The sequence below is a fragment of the Intrasporangium sp. genome (assembly GCF_030452765.1).
In the GTDB taxonomy this organism is placed as follows: domain Bacteria; phylum Actinomycetota; class Actinomycetes; order Actinomycetales; family Dermatophilaceae; genus Intrasporangium_A.
Genome location: NZ_JAKDLO010000067.1, coordinates 1 through 21111, shown reverse-complemented (window position 1 = coordinate 21111; position 21111 = coordinate 1). Strand labels below are relative to the sequence as shown.

Below are 21111 nucleotides of genomic sequence, written 5' to 3'. Positions count from 1 at the left end.
CGTCACCTTTGCTGCCGTGGCGGGATAGTGAGTGGCGCTGCGGCTGATCGAGCGTCACCTTTGCTGCCGTGGCGGGATAGTGAGTGGCGCTTCAGCGGTGAGATGGTATCAAAGCGATACCATCAAGCCATGGCACTGACACTGCGCACCGGCAGGACGAGGCCTATCACCTGATGCACGAGGTGGCTGGCGGCCTGCATGAGGTCGAGGTCATCGCCGAGCGGTTGCGGGTCAAGCCCCGCGGCCCTGCCGGGTAGCCTTGACCCGGCGGCGCGTCCGTCGTTGCCGTTCGCCACTCAGCACACCCTGGGAGACCGCACGCCATGGCCCCGTCGCACGACCTCGTGCTGACCACCGTCCCGGGCGGCAACGCCCTCTCACCGTTCCGAACCGCCGCGCTCCTCGTCCGGCTCCAGGCCGTCGTGCCCTCGGTCACGGCCGTCACCGCCCGGTACGTGCACCTCGTCGCCACTGTCGGCCCGCTCGACGAGGCGACCGGGCAGACCGTCACCCGGCTGCTCACCTACGGACCGCCGGCTGCACCCGAGCCCGAGAGCGCCGGCCTCGCGACCGTCGTCGTAGCACCGCGCCTCGGCACCCTCTCGCCGTGGGCCTCCAAGGCGACCGACATCGCGCACAACTGCGGTCTCGGCGTGCAGCGCGTCGAGCGCGTCACCGACTACCGCCTCGGCTCCGGCACCCCCCTCACCGACGAGCAGTGGGTCGCCGCGACCGACGTCCTACGCGACCGGATGACCGAGTCGGCCCTGCCCGACCTCCCGGCCACCGCCGCGCTGCTCGACGAGCGCAGGGCCGAGCCGATGCAGCGGGTCGACGTCCTGGGACGGGGGCGCACCGCCCTCGAGGACGCCGACAAGGCGTGGGGCCTGGCCCTCGCGGACGACGAGATCGACTACCTCGTCGAGGCGTTCACCGGCCTGGGGCGCAACCCGACCGATGTCGAGCTGACCATGTTCGCGCAGGCCAACTCCGAGCACTGCCGCCACAAGATCTTCAACGCCGACTTCATCGTCGACGGCCGGGCCCAGTCCCGCTCGCTCTTCGGGATGATCCGGCACGCCGAGCAGGTAGCCGGTGCCGGCACTGTCGTCGCCTACGAGGACAACGCCTCGATCATGACCGGCGGACCGGTCACCCGCTGGCTGCCCGAGGGGCAGGGCGATGGCCCGAGCCGCTACGCCACCCGCGACGGGGAGGTCCACGTCCTCATGAAGGTCGAGACCCACAACCACCCCACCGCGATCAGCCCTTTCCCGGGTGCCGCCACCGGAGCCGGCGGGGAGATCCGCGACGAGGGCGCGACCGGCCGGGGCAGCCGGCCCAAGGCCGGCCTGACCGGTTTCGTGGTCTCCAACCTGCACCTGCCCGGCACCGACGAGCCATGGGAGAGTGAGGGATACGGCGCGCCCGGCCACCTTGCGACTCCCCTCGAGATCATGCTCGACGGGCCGATCGGCGCAGCGGCCTTCAACAACGAGTTCGGCCGACCGGGGCTCGGCGGCTTCTTCCGCGTCTACGAGCAGACCGTGGGTGGCGTGCGCCGCGGCTACCACAAGCCGATCATGAGCGCCGGCGGCCTCGGCTCCATCGACGCCGACCAGACCGACAAGGTCAGCTTCCCCGCAGGCACGCTGCTCGTGCATCTCGGCGGGCCCGGCATGCGCATCGGCATGGGCGGCGGCGCCGCCTCGTCGATGGCCGCCGGCGCCAACGCCGCCGAGCTCGACTTCGACTCCGTCCAACGCGGCAACCCCGAGATCGAGCGTCGCGCCCAGGAGGTCATCAACCACTGCTCGAAGCTCGGCGACGACAACCCCATCCTCGCGATCCACGACGTCGGCGCGGGCGGCCTGTCCAACGCCTTCCCCGAGCTCGTCGACGGGGCCGGCCTCGGCGCCCGTTTCGACCTGTCGGCAGTGCCGCTCGAGGAGTCGGGTCTCTCGCCGAAGGAGATCTGGAGCAACGAGAGCCAGGAGCGCTACGTCCTCGCGGTCGCCCCCGGGTCGATCGAGCGGTTCGCCGCGCTCGCCGACCGTGAGCGGTGCCCGTATGCCGTCGTCGGCGTCGCGCGCGACCACGCACAGCTCGTGGTGGCCCCTGGCCCGCAGGACCACCCCGACGACGACCGCCCCGTCGACATGCCGATGCAGGTACTCCTCGGCAAGCCGCCGCGGATGACGCGCGACGTCACGCGCGTGACGCGAGTGGGGGACGAGCTCGACGTCGCTGCGCTGGATCTCCGCTCAGCGGCATACGACGTGCTGCGACACCCGACCGTCGCGTCGAAGCGCTTCCTCGTCACGATCGGCGACCGCACGGTCGGCGGGCTCACCCACCGCGACCAGATGGTCGGTCCGTGGCAGGTGCCCGTCGCCGACGTCGCCGTGACGCTCTCCGACTTCGTCGGGTTCGCCGGCCAGGCGATGACGAGCGGTGAGCGTATGCCGCTCGCCGCGGTCGACGCGCCCGCGTCGGGTCGGATGGCGGTCGGGGAGGCCATCACCAACCTGCTCGCGGCGCCCCTTGCCGGGCCGGGCTTCGCCGGCGTCAAGCTGTCCGCGAACTGGATGGCGGCGTGCGGTGAGCCGGGCGAGGACGCAGCACTCTACGACACGGTCGAGGCGGTTGCGATGCAGCTGTGCCCGGCCCTCGGGATCGGGATCCCGGTCGGCAAGGACTCGCTGTCGATGCGCACCAGGTGGGCCGACCCCGTGAATGGGCAGGCGAGGCAGGTCATCTCGCCGGTGTCGCTGGTCGTCACGGCGTTCGCATCGCTGCCCGACGTGCGCGGCACCTGGACCCCGCAGCCGTCGGGCGACTCAACTCTCGTGCTCGTCGACCTCGGCGCGGGCCGCAACCGTCTCGGCGGGTCGATGCTCGCCCAGGTGTCCGCCCGGTTCGGTCGCGAGGTGCCCGACCTCGACGACCCGGCGCGGCTCGTCGCGCTCGCGGACGCACTCGCCGAGCTGCGGACCCGCGGGGTGCCCGTCGCCTACCACGACCGCTCGGACGGGGGACTCTGGGCGACCGCCTGCGAGATGGCCTTCGCCGGAGCGACGGGCCTCGACCTCGAGGTGCCTTCGCTCGCAGCGCTGTTCGCGGAGGAGCTCGGCGTCGTGCTCGGAGTCGGCGGCGACGACGTGGCCAGGGTGCGCGAGGTGCTCGCCGAGCATGGCCTCGGTGATCTCACGTCCGTGGTCGGGCGCACCAACGCGGATCGGCGGGTCCGGGTGGCTGTGGCCGGGGCAGCCGGGCTCGACGAGTCGGTCCGTGACCTCGCCCAGGCGTGGGACGAGGTGTCGTGGCGCATCGCCGCGCTGCGCGACAACCCGGCCTGCGCCGACGAGGAGCACGCCGCCTTCGGGACAGCTGACGATCCGGGGCTCGTCGTGGCCCCGGCCTTCGACCCCATGGACGACCTCGCCGCATCGTTCATCAGCCGCGGGGTGCGCCCCAAGGTCGCGGTGCTGCGCGAGCAGGGCGTCAACAGCCACGTCGAGACCGCCCTCGCCTTCGACCGGGCCGGCTTCGACACCTACGACGTGCACATGAGCGACCTGCAGGCGGGTCGCTTCGACCTGTCCGACGCGCTCGGGATCGTCGCATGCGGCGGCTTCTCCTACGGTGACACGCTCGGCGCGGGGGAGGGTTGGGCGCGCTCGGTGCTGTTCAACGAGCGGCTCACCGAGCAGTTCGAGCAGTTCTTCGGCCGCGACGACACCTTCGGCCTCGGCATCTGCAACGGAGCCCAGATGTTCGGCGCGCTCGCCACGCTCATCCCGGGCGCCGGGACGTGGCCGCTGTTCACCCGCAACCGGTCCGAGCAGTACGAGGCCCGCCTCACCCAGGTCGAGGTGCTCGACTCACCGTCGATCTTCTTCTCGGGCATGGCCGGCAGCCGCATGCCGATCGCAGTCGCGCACGGTGAAGGCTATGCCGACTTCGCCGCTCAGGGCGACCCCGGTACCGTCCACCGGTCGCTGCGTTTCGTCGACCACCTAGGCCACCCGGCGGTCACCTACCCGCACAACCCGAACGGCTCGGCCGACGGCCTGACCGCCGTGACGACGCCGAACGGCCGGTTCACCGCGATGATGCCGCACCCCGAGCGGGTGACCCGCAACGTGCAGATGTCGTGGACCTCGGCCCCGGTCGACGCTGCCAGCCCGTGGCTGCGAATGTTCCGCAACGCGCGGGTGTGGGTGGGCTGAGCTCCCTCTGGCTGTACCCAAGGACACAACAAGTGCCCATGGGAGCGTCCGGCCGTGCGTGAGCGTGAGGGCAATGCCGGACTTGTTGTGTTCTTGGGAACGGGCACCTGCCACGGGCCGACCATCTGCTCGCGATGGGACTCGCTCACACGACTCGCCAGCCCTTGGCCTCGGGAGCAGGCGGACCCATCTCGCCCTGATCGTCAAAAGGCTTGGCACCGGCGAGCATTCGCCGGAGCGAGTCACCATCACGCAGCCCGGTCGGGAGCGGCGCCCCGGCGACCCGACGCCTCAGGTCCCCGATCGGCAATGGCCGGTGCCCGGCGATGACCACGGTGTTGCCGAACCGCTTGCCCTTGAGCACCTCGTGCGTCGCGACGATCGCCACCTCCGGCAAGCATGCCCGGATCGCGGCGACCATCCTTGCGCCCCAGCGGAACCCGGGCTCGTCGGCGAGGTTCCAGAGCGCCGGCCCGGTTGGTTTCACGACCCTCGCGACCGCACGCAGGTATGTCGCTGAGGTCAGTTCCGCTGGCACGCGCCCAGCGGCATACGCATCGGTGACAAGCACGTCGGCGGAGCCGGTCTCGAGCGCGCACACCCCGGTGAGGCCGTCCTGCGGACGGACCCGGATGCGATGCCGGCGGGGGAGCGGGAGCGCCTCGCGGACGAACGCGGTCAGCGCCTCGTCCGGCTCGAGGACGATCTGCGGCGAACCGGGCCGGGTCGCCTCGACCCAGCGGGGCAGCGTGAGCCCTGCCCCGCCGACGTGGGTGACGGCGAGTCGAGTCGGCGGGTGCGGGCAGCATGCCTCGATGGCGAGCGCCAGGTGCTGGACGTACTCGAAGGCGAGCAGGCGCGGGTCGTCCGGCTGGACGTACGACTGGGGCTGGCCGTCGACGACGACCGTGACCCCGCCGTGCTCGTCCCGCGCCAGGCTGATCCGCGCGTCCCCCGCGCGTCCCGAAGCCACGAGGTCATCCCGGGAGGTCGAGACGGATGTGCGGCTGCTCGCCGAAGCGGGTGAAGCCGACCCGGCGCAGGATCGGAGCACTGCGGCCGGGGTCCACTTCGTCATGCCTCGCATTCTCTCGTGGTGGTGCTCGTGGTTAGGGTCGGAGCCATGCGATTCGGCGTGACCATCCTGCCCGAGCACCGCTGGTCGGATGCCGCGCCGCTCTGGCGGGCGGCGGAGGGCCTCGGCTTCGACCACGCCTGGACCTTCGACCACATCACCTGGGGCGGACTGCCCGACTCGCCGTGGTACGCGGCCCTGCCGACCCTGACCGCCGCCGCGGCGGTGACGAGCCGGATCGGCCTCGGCACCTTCGTCTCGACGCCCAACAACCACGAGCCGGTCCAGTTCATGCGTGAGGTCTACGCCCTCGACGACATCTCCGGCGGTCGGTTCCTGCTCGGCATCGGCGCGGGTGGTGACCTCGACGCGGGCATCCTCGGACAACAGCTGACCGTGCGCCAGCGGGCCGACCGGTTCGTCGAGTTCGTCCGCCTGCTCGACCGGCTCAGCCGTGAGGACCGTGTGACTGCCGATGGGGCGTGGTACCGGCCCCGCGAGGTGCGCACGGCCGCCGGGCCGGTCCGTGGCACAGCCGCCGGTCCCCACGTGCCGTTCCTCGTCGCGGCCAACGGGCCACGGACCATCAGGCTCGCCGCCGAGGTCGGCGACGGCTGGATCACGGCGGGCGGCCCCGGGGAAGGCTCCATGCCCGAGTGGTGGCGCCGCGTGTCGGACGCCGGCCACCGCCTCGACGACGCCCTCTCCGCAAGGGGCCGTGAGCGGCATACCCTCCGCCGTGTCCTCAACCTCGACGACCTGCCGAGCTATGCGCTGGTCGGCGTCACCGCGTTCGAGGAAGCGGTCGGGCGGGCAGCCGCGCTCGGGTTCACCGATGTCGTCGTGCCGTGGCCGCGCGCGACCGAGCCGTTCCGCGGCGAGATCGCGACCGCTGAGGCGGTCGCTGCCGAGGTGCTGCCTCGATGGAGGAGCTGAGCCGTGCCGCCCCGTCGCCGTATCGCCATCGCGGACGGCCGCGCCGCCGTCCAGGTATGCCGCTCAGCCGGCTTCGTCGCGGATGCCGCCACGACCGCGACCGCCGTGCGCTTCACTCTCGAGGAGCTGGGCGAGCTCGTGCCGGGCCGGACGGTCGAGGTGCGGGTGCCGCCATACGGAGTGGTCCAGTGCATCAGCGGGCCGGTCCATCGCCGGGGCACCCCGCCCAACGTCATCGAGACCGATGCGGGCACCTGGCTGCGGCTCGTGACCGGTGACCTCGAGTGGGCCGCGGCGGTGGAGTCCGGTGCGGTGCGGGCCAGCGGGCAGCGGGCCCACCTGGACGGACTGCTGCCCCTCGAGTCGCTTACGCTTGAGGGGTGAGCGCCCAGCCCCGCCGACAGCCTCGTCGCACGCCCAACTTCCTCCGGTTCCTCGTCACCGGGGCCGTGCTCGGGCTCATCGTCGGGGCTCTGGTGGGTGTCTTCGGCGAGGACGTGCCGAACTACGACACCGGGACGGAGGTCGCCTATCTCGCTGCCTTCGGCCTGTTCATCGGCCTCGGCGTCGCCGGGCTCGTCGCCGTCGGGCTCGACGCCTGGCTGCGTCGCCGCTCCGGTGACTGAGCGGCCGCGACGAGCCGTCGCCGGTGGCATCAACACGCCTGCGTAGGCACTCGAGCGGGCATCGCATAGGGTCGGTTCCGTGACGAGAACCGCCTATCCGCTGGCCCGCACGACCCTCGAGAACGGGCTGCGAGTCGTCGTGTCCGAGGACCACGCAGTCCCCGCCGTGGCGGTCAACCTGTGGGTCGGCGTCGGGTCGCGGCACGAGAGCCCGGGACGGACCGGCTTCGCCCACCTCTTCGAGCACCTCATGTTCCAGGGCAGCCGCAACGTCGCGTCGGGAGAGCACTTCTCGCTGCTCATGGACCAGGGTGCCCGGCTGAACGCGACGACGTGGTTCGACCGGACCAACTACTTCGAGACGGTCCCGACCGGCGCCCTCGAGCTGGCACTCTGGCTCGAGGCCGACCGGCACGGGCACCTGCTCGACGCGGTGAGCCAGGAGAACCTCGACAACCAGCGCGACGTCGTCAAGGAGGAGAAGCGGCAACGCTACGACAACCAGCCGTACGGCACCGCGCTGCCCGACGTCTACGCGACCGTCTTCCCGCCCGACCACCCCTACCACCACGCGACGATCGGGTCGACGGAGGACCTCGACGCCGCCACGCTCGAGGACGTCCACGCCTTCTTCCGCGCTCACTACGGCCCGAACAACACGGTCCTGACGCTGGCCGGCGACCTGACCCCCGAGCATGGGTTCGCCGTGGCGGAGCGGTACTTCCGCGACCTGCCACCGATCGAGCTGAACCGCCGGCCACTGTTGGCGCAGCTGCCGCCGCTGGAGACCCCGGCCCGGCTCGACCGGATGGGCGGCGTGCCGAACGACCGGCTCTACGTCACCTTCCGGCTCCCGGTCGATACCACCGCGCAGTACCACGCCTGTGCGATCGCCGTCGACGTGCTCGGAGGGCTGGCCAGCTCACGGCTGGTGCACCGCCTGGTCCGCCGCGACGAGACAGCCACGGCCGTCGGCGGCTGGACCATGGGCCTCGTCGACGGAGCCGGCCTCGGGGCGCTCACCGTCGACGTCGCCGCGGGCGCGGATGCCGAAGCCGTCGAGCAGGCCCTCGTCGAGGAGGTGGCGCGGTTCGTCGAGGAGGGTCCTGACGATGCCGAGATGGAGTCGGTCGTCGCCGACACCGAACGTGCCTGGCTCAGCTCGTTGTCGGGGCTCGACGAACGCGCCGACCACATCAGCCAGTACGCGCTGCTGCACGACGACCCCGACTACGTCAACCAGCTCGTCGCCCACGTCCGTGCGGTGACGCCTGACGACGTGCGCAGCGCCGCCGTCCAGTGGCTGCGCCCGGACAGCCGGGCGGTCGTCCGCTTCCTCGCCGAGTCCGACGCGGAGGCGGCGGCGTGAGCGCCGACCGACGCGAGGACCCGACCGAGCGCCGGCGAGGGAGGCCCGCAGCGGCGGGACGAGGCGCGCCAATGGGCGTGAGCGCCGTCGCCCGGCCCGAGGTCGCGCCGCCGGGACCGTGGAGCTTCCCGGATGCCGGCACGACCGCCCTCCCCGGCGGGCCGACCCTGCTGACCTATGACCTGCCCGGCCAGTACGTCGTGTCGATCCGGGTCGGACTGCCGATCCCGCCCGCGGTCGAACCACCCGAGATCGAGGGCGTGGCGACGATCATGGCGCGGACCCTCGACGAGGGGACCGCGCACCACAGCGCCGAGCAGTTCGCCCGGCTGCTCGAGCGCAAGGGCGTCAGCTTCGGGGCGGGCATCGGCGACAGCGGCCTGACGATGGGCCTCGAGGTCGTCAAGGGCAACCTCGAGCCGGCCCTCGACCTGCTGCGCCAGATCCTCACCGAGCCGGTCTTCCCCGAGGCCGAAGTGGCCCGCCAGATGCGCACCCGGCTCGCGGAGATCGACCAGGAGCGCGCCGTCGCGGCCAACCGGGGGCTGCTCGAGCTCGTCCACGCCTTCTATGCCGGTTCCGACCGGGCCTCCCGCCCCGTCGGCGGCACCCGCGAGACGGTCTCCGCGATCACGCGGGAGGCCGTCGCCGCCTTCCACGCCGAGCAGGTCGTGGCGAGTGGCGCCACACTCGTCGTCGCCGGCGATCTGGCCGGCCTCGACGTGCCCGTGCTCGTCGGCGGCGCGCTGGGCGGCTGGGACACGGGGTCGGCCCGGCGGCCTGCCGTCCCGCCCCGCCCGGCGGCTCTGGCCGAGGACCGCTGCCGCATCGTCGTCGTCGATCGGCCAGGGTCGGTGCAGACCGAGATCCTCGTCGCTGCGCCAGGCCCGGACCGGTCCGTCGAGGGGGGCTGGGCGCCATACCCGGTCCTCGGCTTCGCCATCGGTGGATCCCCGAACGCCCGGATCGACGCGGTCCTTCGTGAGGAGAAGGGCTACACGTACGGCATCCGCTCGGGCTTCCGGCCGCACCGGTCCGGTGGGCTCTTCCTCACGACCGGGTCGGTGCGGGCCGACGCGACCGTGGAGTCGCTGCGCCTGCTCGTCGACCTGCTCGCATCCGGCGGCCGGGGCCTCACGGAGCCGGAGGTCAGGTCCGGGGTCGACTTCATCGGCAAGACGGCTCCCGGGCGCTTCGCCACCGCCGACGATGTCGCCGACGAGGCCATCACGATGGCGCTCGACGGGCGCACGACGCAGTTCACGACGGACAACCTGCGCGACCTCGCGACCGTCGAGCGGGCGCGGGCCGAGGCGGCGTTCGCCCGCTTCGCGCGAGAGGCCGGCGTCGACCCGGACCGACCCGGCGCGGGATGGACGATCGTGCTCGTCGGCGACGCCGCGGAGCACGTGGCGGGCATCGAGGCGTTGGGGCTCGGCTCGGTCACGGTCGTGCGCGACCGCTGACGTCGCGGGCAGCCAGCCGGCTCAGCACCTGCTCGTGCAGGTGCCCGTTCGTCGCGACGGCGTTGCCGCTCCAACACCCGGGCCGGCCGTCGAGGCCGGTGAAGGTCCCGCCGGCCTCCTCGACGATCGGCACGAGGGCAGCCATGTCGTACACCGCGAGCTCCGGCTCGGCCGCGACGTCGACGGCACCCTCGGCGACGAGCATGTAGGACCAGAAGTCGCCGTAGGCGCGGGTGCGCCAGCAGTCGTCGGTGAGATCGAGGAACGCGTCCCGAAGGCCCAGCTCGCGCCATCCGGACAGCGAGGAGTAGGACAACGACGCGTCTTCGAGGCCAGCCACGGCCGAGACCGCGATCCGGTGGGCCGACGTGAGCGACCGCCCCGCCCAGGCGCCCGACCCCGTGGTCGCCCACCAGCGGCTCTTCAGGGCCGGCGCCGAGACGAGCCCGGCGACGGGGCGGTCCTCGTCCACGAGTGCGATGAGGGTGGCCCAGACGGGGACTCCGCGGACGAAGTTCTTCGTGCCGTCGATGGGGTCGATGATCCAGCGCCGGGGACCGTGGCCGGTACGCCCGAACTCCTCGCCCTCGATGGCGTCGCGTGGGCGGGACCGCTTCAGCTGGGCCCGGATCAGCTCCTCCGCGGAGCGGTCGGCGTCGGTGACCGGGGTGAGGTCGGGCTTGGACTCGACGACCAGGTCGGCCGCGCGAAACCGCTCGAGCGTGAGCCGGTCGACCGCGTCGGCGAGGACGTGGGCGAGCCGGAGGTCGTCGTCGTAGGTGGTCACGTCGCGCGAGCCTAGTGGCTCACCATTCGTCGGCGGCGGAGCGGCTCTCGAGCAGACGGCGCAGCGACTCCAGCCGGGCCGGTCCCGCGGGGCCCGCGTGTCCGTCGGCGACCCACCTGTCGAGCGCGCACTCCGGCTCGTCGTGGGTGCACCCCCGGGGACACTCGTCGGTGCCGGGCGCCAGGTCGGGGAAGTGGTCGACGATCCGGTCGGCATCGATGTGCGCCAGCCCGAAGGACCGCACGCCGGGGGTGTCGATCACCCATCCCGGGTCGTCGGGCAGCCGGAGCGCGACGACGCTGGTCGAGGTGTGCCGTCCCCGACCGGTCACGTCGTTGACCGCCCCGGTGACCCGGCCTGCGCCGGGGACGAGAGCGTTGACCAACGTGCTCTTGCCCACGCCCGAGTGCCCGACGAGAACCGAGATGCGGCCCGCGAGGCGTTCCCGGAGCCCGGCGAGGCCATGGATGTCCTGCTCGTCCCGTGCGGTCACCACGTAGTCGACGTCGAGCGGCGCATAGGTGCGCACGAACGGGTGCGGGTCGAGCAGGTCGGCCTTGGTCAGGGCGAGCACCGGATGGAGCCCGGCGTCGTAGGCAGCCACGAGGCACCGGTCGATCATCCTCGGGCGCGGCTCCGGATCGGCCAGGGCGGTGACGATGACGAGCTGGTCGGCGTTGGCGACGATGACGCGTTCGACCGGGTCGGAGTCGTCGGCGGTCCGTCGCAGGACCGAGCTGCGCTCCTGTACCCGCACGATCCGCGCCAGGGTGTCCGGCCTGCCGGACGTCTCCCCGACGAGCCCGACCCGGTCGCCGACGACGATCCGGCTGCGTCCGAGCTCGCGGGCCTTCATCGCGAGCACGGTGCGCTCGCTGTCGCCGTGCGCGTGTGGTTCGCGCACCAGGCAGGTGTACCGACCCCGGTCGACACCGACGACGAGCCCGATGACCGCGTCGGCGTGGGCCGGGCGCTCCTTCGTGCGAGGCCTGGACCCGCGACGGTTCGGTCGCACGCGGATGTCACCCTCGTCGAGATGACGCCAGCTCATCGACGGGACCCGAGCATGCGGTCCCAGAGTCCGACGAAGTCGGGCAGCGTCTTGCCCGTCGTACCGATGTCCTGCACCGAGACCCCCGGCACGCGCAGCCCGAGGATCGCCCCAGCGGTCGCCATGCGGTGGTCGTGGTAGCTGTGGAACCGCCCGCCGTGCAGCGGGGCAGGTGTGATCCGCAGCCCGTCCTCGTCCTCGGCGACCCGTCCGCCCAGTGCCTGCAGCTCGGTGGCGAGGGCCGCCAGACGGTCGGTCTCGTGGCCCCGGATGTGGGCGACGCCCCGGATCCACGAGGGAGTCGAGGCGAGGGCCGCCAGGGCTGCGACGGTGGGGGTCAGCTCCGCCGCGTCGTGCAGGTCGATGTCGATCCCGACGAGCTCGCCGCTGCCGACGACGGTCAGGCCGGAGCGGTCGAGCAGGACGTGGCCGCCCATGGCGTCGAGGATCTGGCGCATGAGGTCGCCGGCCTGGCTCGTGTGCTGCGGCCACCCCGGCACATGCACACTGCCACCGGCGACGAGAGCTGCCGCGAGGAACGGCCCGGCGTTCGACAGGTCCGGTTCGACGACCACGTCGAGGCCGTTGATGTCCGACGGCTCGACCCGCCAGGTGTTCGGCTCGGAGTCGTCGACGACGACTCCGGTGTCGCGCAGCGTCTCGACGGTCATCAGGATGTGTGGCTGGCTCGGCACCGGCTTGCCGTCGTGGTGAACCGTGACACCGGACTGGTAGCGGGCCCCGGCCAGCAGGAGGGCGGAGATGAACTGCGAGGAGGCCGAGGCGTCCATGGTCACCGCACCACCGGGCACCCCACCGGCACCGTGGACGGTGAGCGGCAGGTGGCCGGTGCCCGCGTCGTCGATCGTGCCGCCGAGGTCGCGCAGCGCCTTGACGAGCGTGCCCATCGGGCGGGTGCGCGCCTGTGGGTCGCCGTCGAGCTGGACCGGCCCGTCGGCCAGGACGGCAACCGCAGGCAGGAACCGCATCACCGTACCCGCCAGCCCGCAGTCGATCGTGGTGTGGCCACTGACCCGCTCGGGTGGGCTGACGAGCCAGTCGGCCACCGGCTGCGGCCCGTGGTCCGACTCGTCCCGCACGTCGTCGATACCGACCCCGAGGCGGCGCAGGGCCTCGGCCATGAGCAGGGTGTCCCGGGAGCGGAGCGGCGCTCGCAGCCGGGACCGTTCACACGCGAGCGCGGCCAGGACGAGGTAGCGGTTGGTCAGCGACTTGCTGCCGGGCAAGGAGACCGTCGTATCAAGGGGCTCGTCGGCGACCGGGGCGGCCCAGTCGCCGGCACCGAGCAGTGCGGTGCTCGCGGCTGCGTGGTCGGCGTCCGGCACGTCAGCTCACGACGTCCTGGGCCGAGCGGGCCAGCTGCTTCGCCTCACGCTTGGCCGACCTGCTCGCCTGCTTCAGCTCGCGCCCGGTACGCTGCCCGGCGTGTTTGGCGCGCCACGCCAGACTCGGGCGGCCCTCGGTGTCGACCGCTGCCAGGAGCAGCCCGCCGAGCAGGCCGACGTTCTTGAGGAAGAGGCTGCGGCTCTGCTTCTTGCGGTCGGGATCGGTCTCCTCCCAGAACGCGTGCTCGATCGCGGTAGTCGGGATGAGTGAGCCGGCGAGCAGCGTCGATGCGAGGCGCGGCAGGTGCCCGGTCGCGAGCAGCGCCCCGCCGGCGAGCAGGATGCCGCCGTTGACGCGGACGAGCAGGGCGGGGTCATCGGGCAGCGATGCCGGCGTCGGCACCTGCTCGAGCAGGTGGGTCGTCGCGGCGGTGCGCGCACCGGGGTTGCGCAGGGCATCGAGCCCGGTAACGACGAACACCGACGCGAGCAACGGCCGGGCGATGCGGCGGACGAGCATGGGGTCCTCCTCCGGTCCCGGAGCGTGCCGGGACCTCGACGATCCGTGGACATCTACCGTAACCACTTACCCACCCGTCGCTGCCAGGTCCCGCCAAGGTCGGCACTGCCTAGGCTTGAGGTCATGTGTGGGAGGTACGCCGCCAGTGCTCGTCCGGACGAGCTCGTCGAGCAGTTCGAGGTCGAGCAGGACCACACCCGTGACCCGGCCCGCAGCATCCTGAAGTCGCCCCAGTCCCCGCCACCGGGGCAGCCGGACTGGAACATGGCGCCCTCGAAGCAGGCGCCGGTCGTGCTGACCCGCCGCCCCAGGGGCGCCGACGACGCCGCACCGACGCGCCAGCTGCGTCTGCTGACCTGGGGCCTGGTGCCCGCCTGGGCGAAGGACCCGAGGACCGGCCTGCGGATGATCAACGCCCGAGCCGAGTCGGTCCTCGGCAAGGGCGCCTTCGCCAAGGCGGCGCTCTCGCGCCGCTGCATCGTCCCTGCCGACGGCTGGTACGAGTGGCAGGCGTCGCCGACGGCACGCGACGCGAAGGGCAAGCCGCACAAGCAGCCCTTCTACGTGCACCGGGCAGACGGCGCCGGGATCGCCTTCGCCGGCCTGTACGAGTTCTGGCGCGACCGCTCCGTGCCCGACGGCGAGCCCGACGCGTGGCTGACCACCTTCACGATCATCACCACCGGGGCGGAGCCGGGGCTCGACCGGATCCACGACCGACAGCCGCTCGTCCTCGACCGGCCGCAGTGGGAGCGGTGGCTCGACCCGGACGAGCACGATCCCGACGTCGTGCGCCGGTTGCTCGAGCCCGCGCCACCCGGCCGTTTCGAGGCCTACCCGATCGGGCGTGCCGTCGGGTCGACCAGCGCGAACGGCTCGAGCCTTCTCGAGCGCGTCGGGCCCGACGAGCTCGAGGGCGTCATCGACCCGACGACCGGTGAGGTGGTCGGGGGATGACGAGGGAGCGGATGCGCGAGATCGCGACCCCGGAGGGTCCCGGAAGGGCCCATGTATGCCGCCCAGCCCGCGCCCGCGGGACCGTGGCGCTCGGTCACGGGGCCGGGGGAGGGCTGCGCGCCCTCGACCTGATGCTGGCCCGGGACGTGCTCGTCGCACACGGCTGGGCCGTCGCGCTCGTCGAGCAGCCGTGGCTCGTCGCCGGTCGCCGGGTCGCCACTCGCCCGCCGACCCTCGACGCGGCCTGGGTCCCCATCGTCGAGGCCCTCCTCACCGGCCGGGGTCGGCTGCCGCGGCCGCTCGTCGTGGGGGGACGCAGCGCCGGCGCCCGCGTGGCGTGCCGCACCGCGGCCGTCCTGGCGGCGCAGGCGAGCCTGCTGCTCAGCTTCCCGCTCCACCCACCCGGCAGGGCCGACCGGCTCCGCGCGGACGAGCTCGCCCTGGCTCCCGACCCGTCGTGGGTGATCCAGGGCACGAAGGACCCGTTCGGCAGGTCGGCCGAGCTGGCACCGTACGCTGGTGCGGGGACCCGCGTGCTCGAGGTCAAGGGCGCGCACAGTTTCCCGAGATCCTCCACCGACGAGCTGCGCAGAGCCCTCGAGACCGTCGCGGGAATGCTCCCGGGCTGACCCGCGTTGCACCCGGCATGGTGCCCTGCCTGACCCTCCCGAACGCGCTTGAGGGCACGAGGGGCTCCGGTACCGGCGGGCTAGGCTGGATGTCGATGAGCAAGGACACCCACGACAAGCAGCCCGGCCAGGCCCCGCCGGTCGAGCTGATCGACACCGACGCACGGCGGGCCGCCCAAGCGCGATCCGACGCCACGGTCGAGGTCGGGTCGGAGAGCCCCGAGCAGCGCCGAGCCCGCTTCGAGCGCGAGGCGATGCCGCTGCTCGACCAGCTCTACAGCGCGGCCCTGCGCACGACCCGCAACGCGAGCGATGCCGAGGACCTCGTCCAGGAGACCTACGCGAAGGCCTTTGCGGCCTTCCACCAGTACCGTCCCGGCACGAACCTCAAGGCCTGGATGTACCGGATCCTGACGAACACCTACATCAACACCTACCGCAAGAAGCAGCGCCAGCCGCTGGAGTCCGACTCGGCCGACATCGAGGACTACCAGCTCGCCCGCGCGGCGACCCACACGTCGTCGGGTCTGCGGTCCGCCGAGGCCGATGCCCTCGACCACCTGCCCGACAGCGACATCAAGCGGGCGCTGCAGCAGATCCCCGAGGACTTCCGCCTGGCCGTCTACTTCGCCGACGTCGAGGGATACTCCTACAAGGAGATCGCCGAGATCATGGACACCCCGATCGGCACCGTGATGAGCCGGCTGCACCGCGGGCGGCGACAGCTGCGCGAGCTGCTCTCCGAGTACGCCGCGGAGCAGGGCTTCCTGACCTCGGGTGCGAAGGGGGCGCAGTGATGATCGACGAGCCCACCGACTGCTCGGAGGCCCTCCTACGGCTCTTCGAGTACCTCGACGGCGAGATGTCCCCGGAGGAGGCCCTGCGCATCCGGGCCCACCTCGACGAGTGCGGGCCGTGCCTGAAGGAGTACGACCTCGACACCTCGATGAAGGCGCTCGTCAAGCGGGCCTGCTCACGCGAGCCCGCCCCCGACTCGCTGCGCACGACGATCATGACGCGTATCTCGCTGACCGTGATCCGCATCGAGGGGCCGGGCTGAGGCCTGCCCCAGCCGACCTGGGCAAGGCCCGCTCCCCGGCCGGGGAGCGGGCCTTGCGGTCTCACGCGTTCGGCTTGCGGCCGTGGTTGGCGGCGTTGCCCTTGCGTGAGCGACGCTTGCGGGCGCGTTTGCTCATCGTGGCTCCATCTGTCGGGTCGTCCCCGTGGACGGGGGCGGAGGTCGTCGCGCTCGGGCGGCGCGGCCTCGAATCCTCGCACACCGGGGCGGAATGGCGCGAATCCGTGGTGTCAACCGCGAATCCGGGGGTGTCAACATTAAGAAGTTGGTAAAGTTTTCTCCACTTTCCCGCTAAGTGCGAGTGTCCGCAGGCAGTCTTGGTGGTGCGAGGGAGACCGAGTCCGGGCCCCCTCCCGGCCCGGGTGCCCAGCCGGGTCGGTGGCACGGACCACTAATATGGAAGGGAGCCCAGGAATGCTCAGCGCGTTCTTCTCGGCCTTTGCGCCGACCAACATCATCCCGACGCTCACGAGCGTCTTCAGCGTCTGGTCGTGGGGTCCCTGATCCAAGGGGAGACCATCGATCCAGCTTTTGAGGACTTCCGCCCGCGCCTGGGTCCGGGAGTCCTCTGCATTCCGGCCTGCTAGCGTGACGAGCGTGGTTGCGAGGAGGGTCCCGGCGCCCTCCACGTTGAACGGGTTGCTGGCGTATGTCCTTGCGGTCACTCTCGGGGCGCTCGCCCTCGGGGTGGCCCTGCTCGTCGTGGACGGCCCGCCGCCCTGGGCACAGACGGCGCTCTTCGTCGTCATGGGGCTGGTCAGCTTCAACCTGCGCGTGCCCGACGTCGGCGCCCGGTCCGCGATCTCGTTCCTCAGCGTCGTGCTGCTCGCGTCCGGCGTCATCGTCGGCCCGTTCGGTGCGTGGCTGGTCGGCGCGACCGCGGTCCTATCGGCGGTGCGCCGCACCCCGCACTGGTACCAGTGGCTCTACAACATGGCGATGATCGCCATCATCGCGACCTTGGCCGGGCTCAGCTACCGGTTGGCCGGTGGCGCGGTCGAGGTGGCCCCCCTGTCCGGTGCCGCCGAGATCGGGCTGCACGTGGGCGGGCCGCTGCTGGTCGCCGACGTCGTGCTCTGTGTCTCGAACGCCGTGCTGCTGGCCGCGGTCATGCGGATCGACCAGGGGCACCCCTTCGTGCACATGGTCCGCCAGATGCTCGCGACCACCGGACCCTCCTACGTCGGCTACGGCATCATCGGCTTCCTCTTCGTCGTCCTGTGGTACCCGGCCGGGCTCGGGCCGGTCAGCGCGCTCTACATCTTCGCGCCGCTCCTCGTCGCGCGGTGGGCCTTCATCCAGTACGTCGACGAGAGCCGCTCGCATCAACGCACCGTCGATGCCCTCGTCACGGCGCTCGGGACGAAGCGCCCGCTCGAGGTCGCACAGTGCCGCCGCACGGCGCTGCTGGCCGAGTGGATCGCCGAGGACCTCGGCCTGCCGGCACAGCAGGTCTCGACCGCCCAGCACGTCGCGCTGCTGCACCGGCTCGGTGACCTCGGCCTCGAGTCGGCCGTCGAGAGGGCCGGGCGCGGCAGTTCGCTGACTGGTGACGTGGCGGCTGACCCGGGCCGGGCGCGGGCCCGGCTCGCCCGGCGGATGGTCGAGGGCATCGAGTTCCTCGAGCCCGCCGGGCCCGGCATCGAGCACCAGGACGACGCCTACGACGGGAGCACCGGCTCCCTGGCCGGCTCGGAGATCCCGGTCTCGGCCCGGATCGTGGCCGTGGCGGCGTCCTTCGAGGCGCTGACCCGCGAGCTTGCCGACACCCGTGAGGCGCTGGCGCGGATCGAGGCCGAGTCCGGTCGTCGCTTCGACCCGACCGTCGTCGCCGCCCTCGGCGCTGCGCTGCAGCGCCATCCGTGGCCACCGGCGCAGGACGCCGCCGGGCAGGAGGTGCCGGCATGAGTGCGCAGGACATCGTCGTGCTGGTGTGCTTCGGTGTGGCGATCATGGCCGGCGAGTGGTACCGCCTGTCCGCACCCGGCCTGCGCGCGACCACTCCCATCGCCAGTGCCGCCGGGTTCGGCTTCGCCTTCACCACGGAGATCCCGGCCGGTCACGTGGTGGGCTACTCGTGGGCGGTCATCCTGCTCGTCGGTGGGGCGGCGATGGCCGCCGGCTCGCTGGCCCGCTGGCTGGCTGAGGGCGAGATCGAGGCCCTGGAACTGCTCGGCCGGTTCGCCGCGCTCGTGGTGGCGACCCTCCTGTATCGCGTGGTCTACCTCGGGGAGGGGCCGGGACGTGGGACAGACGTGGACCCGCTCTCGCCACCGCGACGCGCGGCCCTCATGCTCGTCATCGTCGCGGTCGCGCTCCTCGTCGACCTGCTCGTCCTCTCGAGCCGTGTCGCCGGGCGCGGCCCGGCGGCGTGGCGCAGGCGCTTCCTCGACGACCTCTCCTCGTCGGTCGCGCTCGCCGTCGCCCTCGCCGTCACCGGTGTGCTCATCGCCGTCGCGGTGCTGCCCCTGGGGCTGACCGCGCTGCCGCTCTTCCTGTCCCCCCTCGTCCTGTCGCTGTTCGCGTTCCGCCGCTACGTCGCCGTCCGGGAGACCTACCGCCAGGGCATCCGGACGCTCTCGCGCCTGACCGAGGTGACCGGCTACACCCCGTCGGGCCATGCCGGCCGGGTCGCCGACCTGGCCGTCGCGATGGGCTCGGTCCTGGCCATCCCCGAGCGGGAGGTCTTCGACCTCGAGTACGCCGCCCTGCTGCACGACATCGGGCAGGTGGCCCTGATCGAGCCGATCCCCGGTGGCGCGACGCTCCACGCCGCTCCGGCCGACCAGCGACGCATCGAGCGCGACACGGTCCGGATCGTCCGGGAGACCGGGGTGATGCAGGAGGCCGCGGCCATCCTGGAGCACCAGACGACCCCCTACCGGCAGATGCGGGAGTTCGACGAGCCGATCCCCCTCACCAGCCGCGTCCTCAAGGTGGCCAACGCCTTCGACGACCTCACCGGCGGGGCCCGGTCCAGGACGGCACGTGACGCCGCGGTCGAGCGGATCTTCCTCGGACTCGGCTACGAGTACGATCCGAAGGTCGTCGATGCGCTTGTCCAGGTCGTGCAGACTCGTGCCCGCGCAGCGTGAGACCGCCGTCACACGCCGCGCTTCGTCAATATCTCGCATCGGCCGGGGCTACGTGGCACACTGGTGCCTTCCGCGGGTAACCCCCGTCGCGCGCAGTACCTGAGGCCAGACCCCCGGCTCGGAGATCCAGCAGGGCGTCGGCCCTTCATGTGTGTGCCGTCACCACGGGTGAATGGCGCCCAACTCACGCGATCGAGGTGTTCCACGGTGAGTGCACTGCCTGTCAACCTGTCCTTCGACCCGCATGCCCCGGTGTTCCGGGTCCACGAGGGGGGCAAGCTCGCCGTACACGCGACGAGTCGCCTCGAGGACGCCGCCGACCTGTCGCTGCTCTACACGCCGGGGGTCGCCGAGATCTCCCGCGCGATCGCCGCCGACCCGGTCCTCGCAGACCACTACACGAGCCGGCGCAACACCATCGCGGTGGTCAGTGACGGGACAGCGGTACTGGGGCTCGGTGACGTGGGGCCGCTTGCCGCGATGCCGGTCATGGAGGGCAAGGCGGTGCTCTTCAAACACTTCGCCGGCGTCGACGCGGTCCCCGTCTGCATGGAGACCGGCACGGTCGACGAGATCGTCGAGGCGGTCGCGAGGATCGCCCCCACCTACGGCGGCATCAACCTCGAGGACATCTCGGCACCGCGCTGTTTCGAGATCGAGGAGCGGCTCAAGGCACGGCTCGGGATCCCGGTCTTCCACGACGACCAGCACGGCACCGCGATCGTCGCGCTCGCGGCACTCGTCAACGCCGCGCGGGTCGTGGAGAAGGACCTGAAGGCTCTGACGGTGGTCGTGTCAGGAGCCGGCGCCGCGGGCGTCGCCGTTGCGCGGATCCTCTTGCTGGCCGGGGTCGGTGACGTCATCGTCGTCGACTCGCGCGGCATCGTGGAGCCGTCCCGGGCCGACCTCGTCCCGCACAAGCAGGCGCTGGCCCAGGTCACCAACCGGCATGACCGGACCGGCCGGATCTGCGATGCCCTCCAGGCGGCCGACGTGCTCATCGGGGTCTCCGGCGGCACGATCGTCGAGCGGGACCTGCTGCGGATGGCGCCGCGCGCGATCATCTTCGCCCTGGCCAACCCGGACCCGGAGGTCCATCCCGACGTTGCCCATCGGTTCGCCGAGGTCGTGGCGACCGGCCGGTCCGACTTCCCGAACCAGATCAACAACGTCCTGGCCTTCCCCGGCATCTTCCGGGGGGCGCTGGACGCGGGTGTGGGGCAGATCACCGAGGAGATGAAGCTGGCAGCCGCGCACGCCATCGCCGCGCTCGTGCCGGACCCGACGCCGGACCTCGTCGTGCCCAGCGTCTTCGACGAGCGCGTCGCCCCGGCGGTCGCGGCGGCGGTCCGCCGGCTCGCGGCGCACTGACACCTCAGCCTGGGGCTCCGTCGTTCGTGGGCGGAGCCCCCGGAGGGTCTCGTGCACCTGGCCTGTTCTCCCATGGGCCGCTTGGCTAGTGTTCACGGCATGCTCGCTGTCTACGCCGCCACCCAGTCGCAGAGCGATCCCCTGTCCGGACTCGTGGTGGGCGATCGTCCCGCCCCCGAGCCGCCCGCCGGCTGGTCGCTCGTCACCGTCCGGGCGACCGGCCTGAACCACCACGACGTCTGGTCGCTCAAGGGTGTCGGGCTGGCCGCGGACCGTCTGCCGATGATCCTCGGCTGTGACGCGGCCGGACTGGACGCCGACGGCAACGAGGTCATCGTCCACTCGGTCGTCTCCTCGGACGGCTGGCGCGGGGACGAGACCTTCGACCCGCGCCGCACCCTCCTGTCCGAGCTGCACCAGGGCACGATGGCCGAGCAGGTCATCGCGCCCTCCGCCAACCTCGTCCCGAAGCCGGCAGGCATGTCGTGGGAGGCTGCGGCGTGCCTGCCCACCGCGTGGCTCACGGCATACCGGATGCTCTTCACGAACTCGGGGGTCAAGCCGGGTGGCACC

Annotated in this window: 20 protein-coding genes; 14 read left to right on the top strand and 6 right to left on the bottom strand. The window is 72.1% G+C overall.

Features of this window, described 5'->3' with window-relative positions; all coding sequences use genetic code 11:
• Positions 1–122: 122 nt before the first annotated feature.
• Positions 123–296, bottom strand: coding sequence for a hypothetical protein (locus tag L0H79_RS10345; RefSeq protein ID WP_301484520.1), 174 nt, complete (start codon positions 294–296; stop codon positions 123–125).
• A gap of 27 nt (positions 297–323) precedes the next feature.
• Here L0H79_RS10345 and purL point away from each other — a divergent pair, with 27 nt between their 5' ends.
• Positions 324–4232 carry a phosphoribosylformylglycinamidine synthase gene (gene purL / locus L0H79_RS10340; protein ID WP_301484519.1) on the top strand — a complete coding sequence of 1303 codons (3909 nt, stop codon included), beginning with the start codon at positions 324–326 and terminating at the stop codon, positions 4230–4232.
• Positions 4233–4377: 145 nt separating this feature from the next.
• Here the strand turns inward: purL and L0H79_RS10335 are convergent, their stop codons facing one another.
• Positions 4378–5310 (bottom strand): spermidine synthase, encoded by a 933-nt coding sequence (locus tag L0H79_RS10335; protein ID WP_301484518.1) that lies wholly within the window; start codon positions 5308–5310, stop codon positions 4378–4380.
• Between the two features lie 45 nt (positions 5311–5355).
• Between L0H79_RS10335 and L0H79_RS10330 the strand changes: the two genes are divergently transcribed.
• The 5 genes from L0H79_RS10330 (at position 5356) to L0H79_RS10310 (ending at position 9704) form a co-directional block, all read left to right on the top strand.
• Positions 5356–6243, top strand: coding sequence for an LLM class flavin-dependent oxidoreductase (locus L0H79_RS10330; RefSeq protein WP_301484517.1), 888 nt, complete (start codon positions 5356–5358; stop codon positions 6241–6243).
• Positions 6244–6246: 3 nt separating this feature from the next.
• On the top strand, positions 6247–6627 hold the full coding sequence (locus L0H79_RS10325; protein ID WP_301484516.1) for a sterol carrier family protein: 381 nt from the start codon (positions 6247–6249) through the stop codon (positions 6625–6627).
• Positions 6624–6869, top strand: coding sequence for a hypothetical protein (locus tag L0H79_RS10320; protein WP_301484515.1), 246 nt, complete (start codon positions 6624–6626; stop codon positions 6867–6869). Before L0H79_RS10325 ends, L0H79_RS10320 begins: the two co-directional genes overlap by 4 nt.
• Before the next feature lie 79 nt (positions 6870–6948).
• Positions 6949–8238, top strand: coding sequence for a pitrilysin family protein (locus L0H79_RS10315; RefSeq protein ID WP_301484514.1), 1290 nt, complete (start codon positions 6949–6951; stop codon positions 8236–8238).
• On the top strand, positions 8235–9704 hold the full coding sequence (locus L0H79_RS10310) for a M16 family metallopeptidase (protein WP_367652457.1): 1470 nt from the start codon (positions 8235–8237) through the stop codon (positions 9702–9704). The genes L0H79_RS10315 and L0H79_RS10310 overlap by 4 nt, the downstream gene beginning before the upstream one ends.
• Here the strand turns inward: L0H79_RS10310 and hisN are convergent.
• From hisN to L0H79_RS10290, 4 genes are read right to left on the bottom strand one after another with little or no spacing between them, the layout of a single operon-like run.
• On the bottom strand, positions 9682–10491 hold the full coding sequence (gene hisN / locus L0H79_RS10305; RefSeq protein WP_301484513.1) for a histidinol-phosphatase: 810 nt from the start codon (positions 10489–10491) through the stop codon (positions 9682–9684). The genes L0H79_RS10310 and hisN overlap by 23 nt on opposite strands.
• Before the next feature lie 19 nt (positions 10492–10510).
• Positions 10511–11542: a ribosome small subunit-dependent GTPase A gene (rsgA, locus tag L0H79_RS10300; RefSeq protein ID WP_301484512.1), complete on the bottom strand. Its 1032-nt coding sequence runs from the start codon at positions 11540–11542 to the stop codon at positions 10511–10513.
• The gene (aroA, locus tag L0H79_RS10295; RefSeq protein WP_301484511.1) at positions 11539–12888 is read right to left on the bottom strand and encodes a 3-phosphoshikimate 1-carboxyvinyltransferase; all 1350 of its coding nucleotides are present in this window, start codon (positions 12886–12888) and stop codon (positions 11539–11541) included. Before aroA ends, rsgA begins: the two co-directional genes overlap by 4 nt.
• A 1-nt stretch (position 12889) precedes the next feature.
• Entirely contained in the window at positions 12890–13408 is a 519-nt protein-coding gene (locus L0H79_RS10290) for a DoxX family protein (RefSeq protein WP_301484510.1), read from the bottom strand.
• 123 nt (positions 13409–13531) lie between these two features.
• Between L0H79_RS10290 and L0H79_RS10285 the strand changes: the two genes are divergently transcribed.
• The 8 genes from L0H79_RS10285 to L0H79_RS10250 form a co-directional block, all read left to right on the top strand.
• Entirely contained in the window at positions 13532–14365 is an 834-nt protein-coding gene (locus L0H79_RS10285; RefSeq protein WP_301484509.1) for an SOS response-associated peptidase, read from the top strand.
• Entirely contained in the window at positions 14362–14994 is a 633-nt protein-coding gene (locus tag L0H79_RS10280; protein ID WP_301484508.1) for an alpha/beta family hydrolase, read from the top strand. Before L0H79_RS10285 ends, L0H79_RS10280 begins: the two co-directional genes overlap by 4 nt.
• A 95-nt stretch (positions 14995–15089) precedes the next feature.
• Positions 15090–15791, top strand: coding sequence for a sigma-70 family RNA polymerase sigma factor (locus L0H79_RS10275; protein WP_367652456.1), 702 nt, complete (start codon positions 15090–15092; stop codon positions 15789–15791).
• Positions 15791–16054 (top strand): mycothiol system anti-sigma-R factor, encoded by a 264-nt coding sequence (gene rsrA / locus L0H79_RS10270; protein ID WP_301484506.1) that lies wholly within the window; start codon positions 15791–15793, stop codon positions 16052–16054. Before L0H79_RS10275 ends, rsrA begins: the two co-directional genes overlap by 1 nt.
• A 615-nt stretch (positions 16055–16669) precedes the next feature.
• Positions 16670–17980 (top strand): HD-GYP domain-containing protein, encoded by a 1311-nt coding sequence (locus tag L0H79_RS10265; protein WP_301484505.1) that lies wholly within the window; start codon positions 16670–16672, stop codon positions 17978–17980.
• Positions 17977–19167 carry an HD-GYP domain-containing protein gene (locus L0H79_RS10260; RefSeq protein WP_301484504.1) on the top strand — a complete coding sequence of 397 codons (1191 nt, stop codon included), beginning with the start codon at positions 17977–17979 and terminating at the stop codon, positions 19165–19167. The genes L0H79_RS10265 and L0H79_RS10260 overlap by 4 nt, the downstream gene beginning before the upstream one ends.
• Positions 19168–19374: 207 nt before the next feature.
• A complete protein-coding gene (locus L0H79_RS10255) occupies positions 19375–20538 on the top strand; it encodes an NADP-dependent malic enzyme (protein WP_301484503.1) in 1164 nt (387 codons plus the stop codon).
• Between the two features lie 99 nt (positions 20539–20637).
• On the top strand, positions 20638–21111 hold a 474-nt coding region (locus tag L0H79_RS10250), incomplete at its 3' end, for an alcohol dehydrogenase catalytic domain-containing protein (RefSeq protein ID WP_367652455.1).

Coding starts and splice junctions, on each gene's coding strand:
- purL (WP_301484519.1), top strand. CDS start 324: ATGGCCCCGTCGCACGACCTCGTGCTGACCACCGTCCCGGGCGGCAAC.
- L0H79_RS10335 (WP_301484518.1), bottom strand. CDS start 5,310: ATGACGAAGTGGACCCCGGCCGCAGTGCTCCGATCCTGCGCCGGGTCG.
- L0H79_RS10330 (WP_301484517.1), top strand. CDS start 5,356: ATGCGATTCGGCGTGACCATCCTGCCCGAGCACCGCTGGTCGGATGCC.
- rsgA (WP_301484512.1), bottom strand. CDS start 11,542: ATGAGCTGGCGTCATCTCGACGAGGGTGACATCCGCGTGCGACCGAAC.
- L0H79_RS10290 (WP_301484510.1), bottom strand. CDS start 13,408: ATGCTCGTCCGCCGCATCGCCCGGCCGTTGCTCGCGTCGGTGTTCGTC.
- L0H79_RS10285 (WP_301484509.1), top strand. CDS start 13,532: ATGTGTGGGAGGTACGCCGCCAGTGCTCGTCCGGACGAGCTCGTCGAG.
- L0H79_RS10280 (WP_301484508.1), top strand. CDS start 14,362: ATGACGAGGGAGCGGATGCGCGAGATCGCGACCCCGGAGGGTCCCGGA.
- L0H79_RS10275 (WP_367652456.1), top strand. CDS start 15,090: ATGAGCAAGGACACCCACGACAAGCAGCCCGGCCAGGCCCCGCCGGTC.
- rsrA (WP_301484506.1), top strand. CDS start 15,791: ATGATCGACGAGCCCACCGACTGCTCGGAGGCCCTCCTACGGCTCTTC.
- L0H79_RS10260 (WP_301484504.1), top strand. CDS start 17,977: ATGAGTGCGCAGGACATCGTCGTGCTGGTGTGCTTCGGTGTGGCGATC.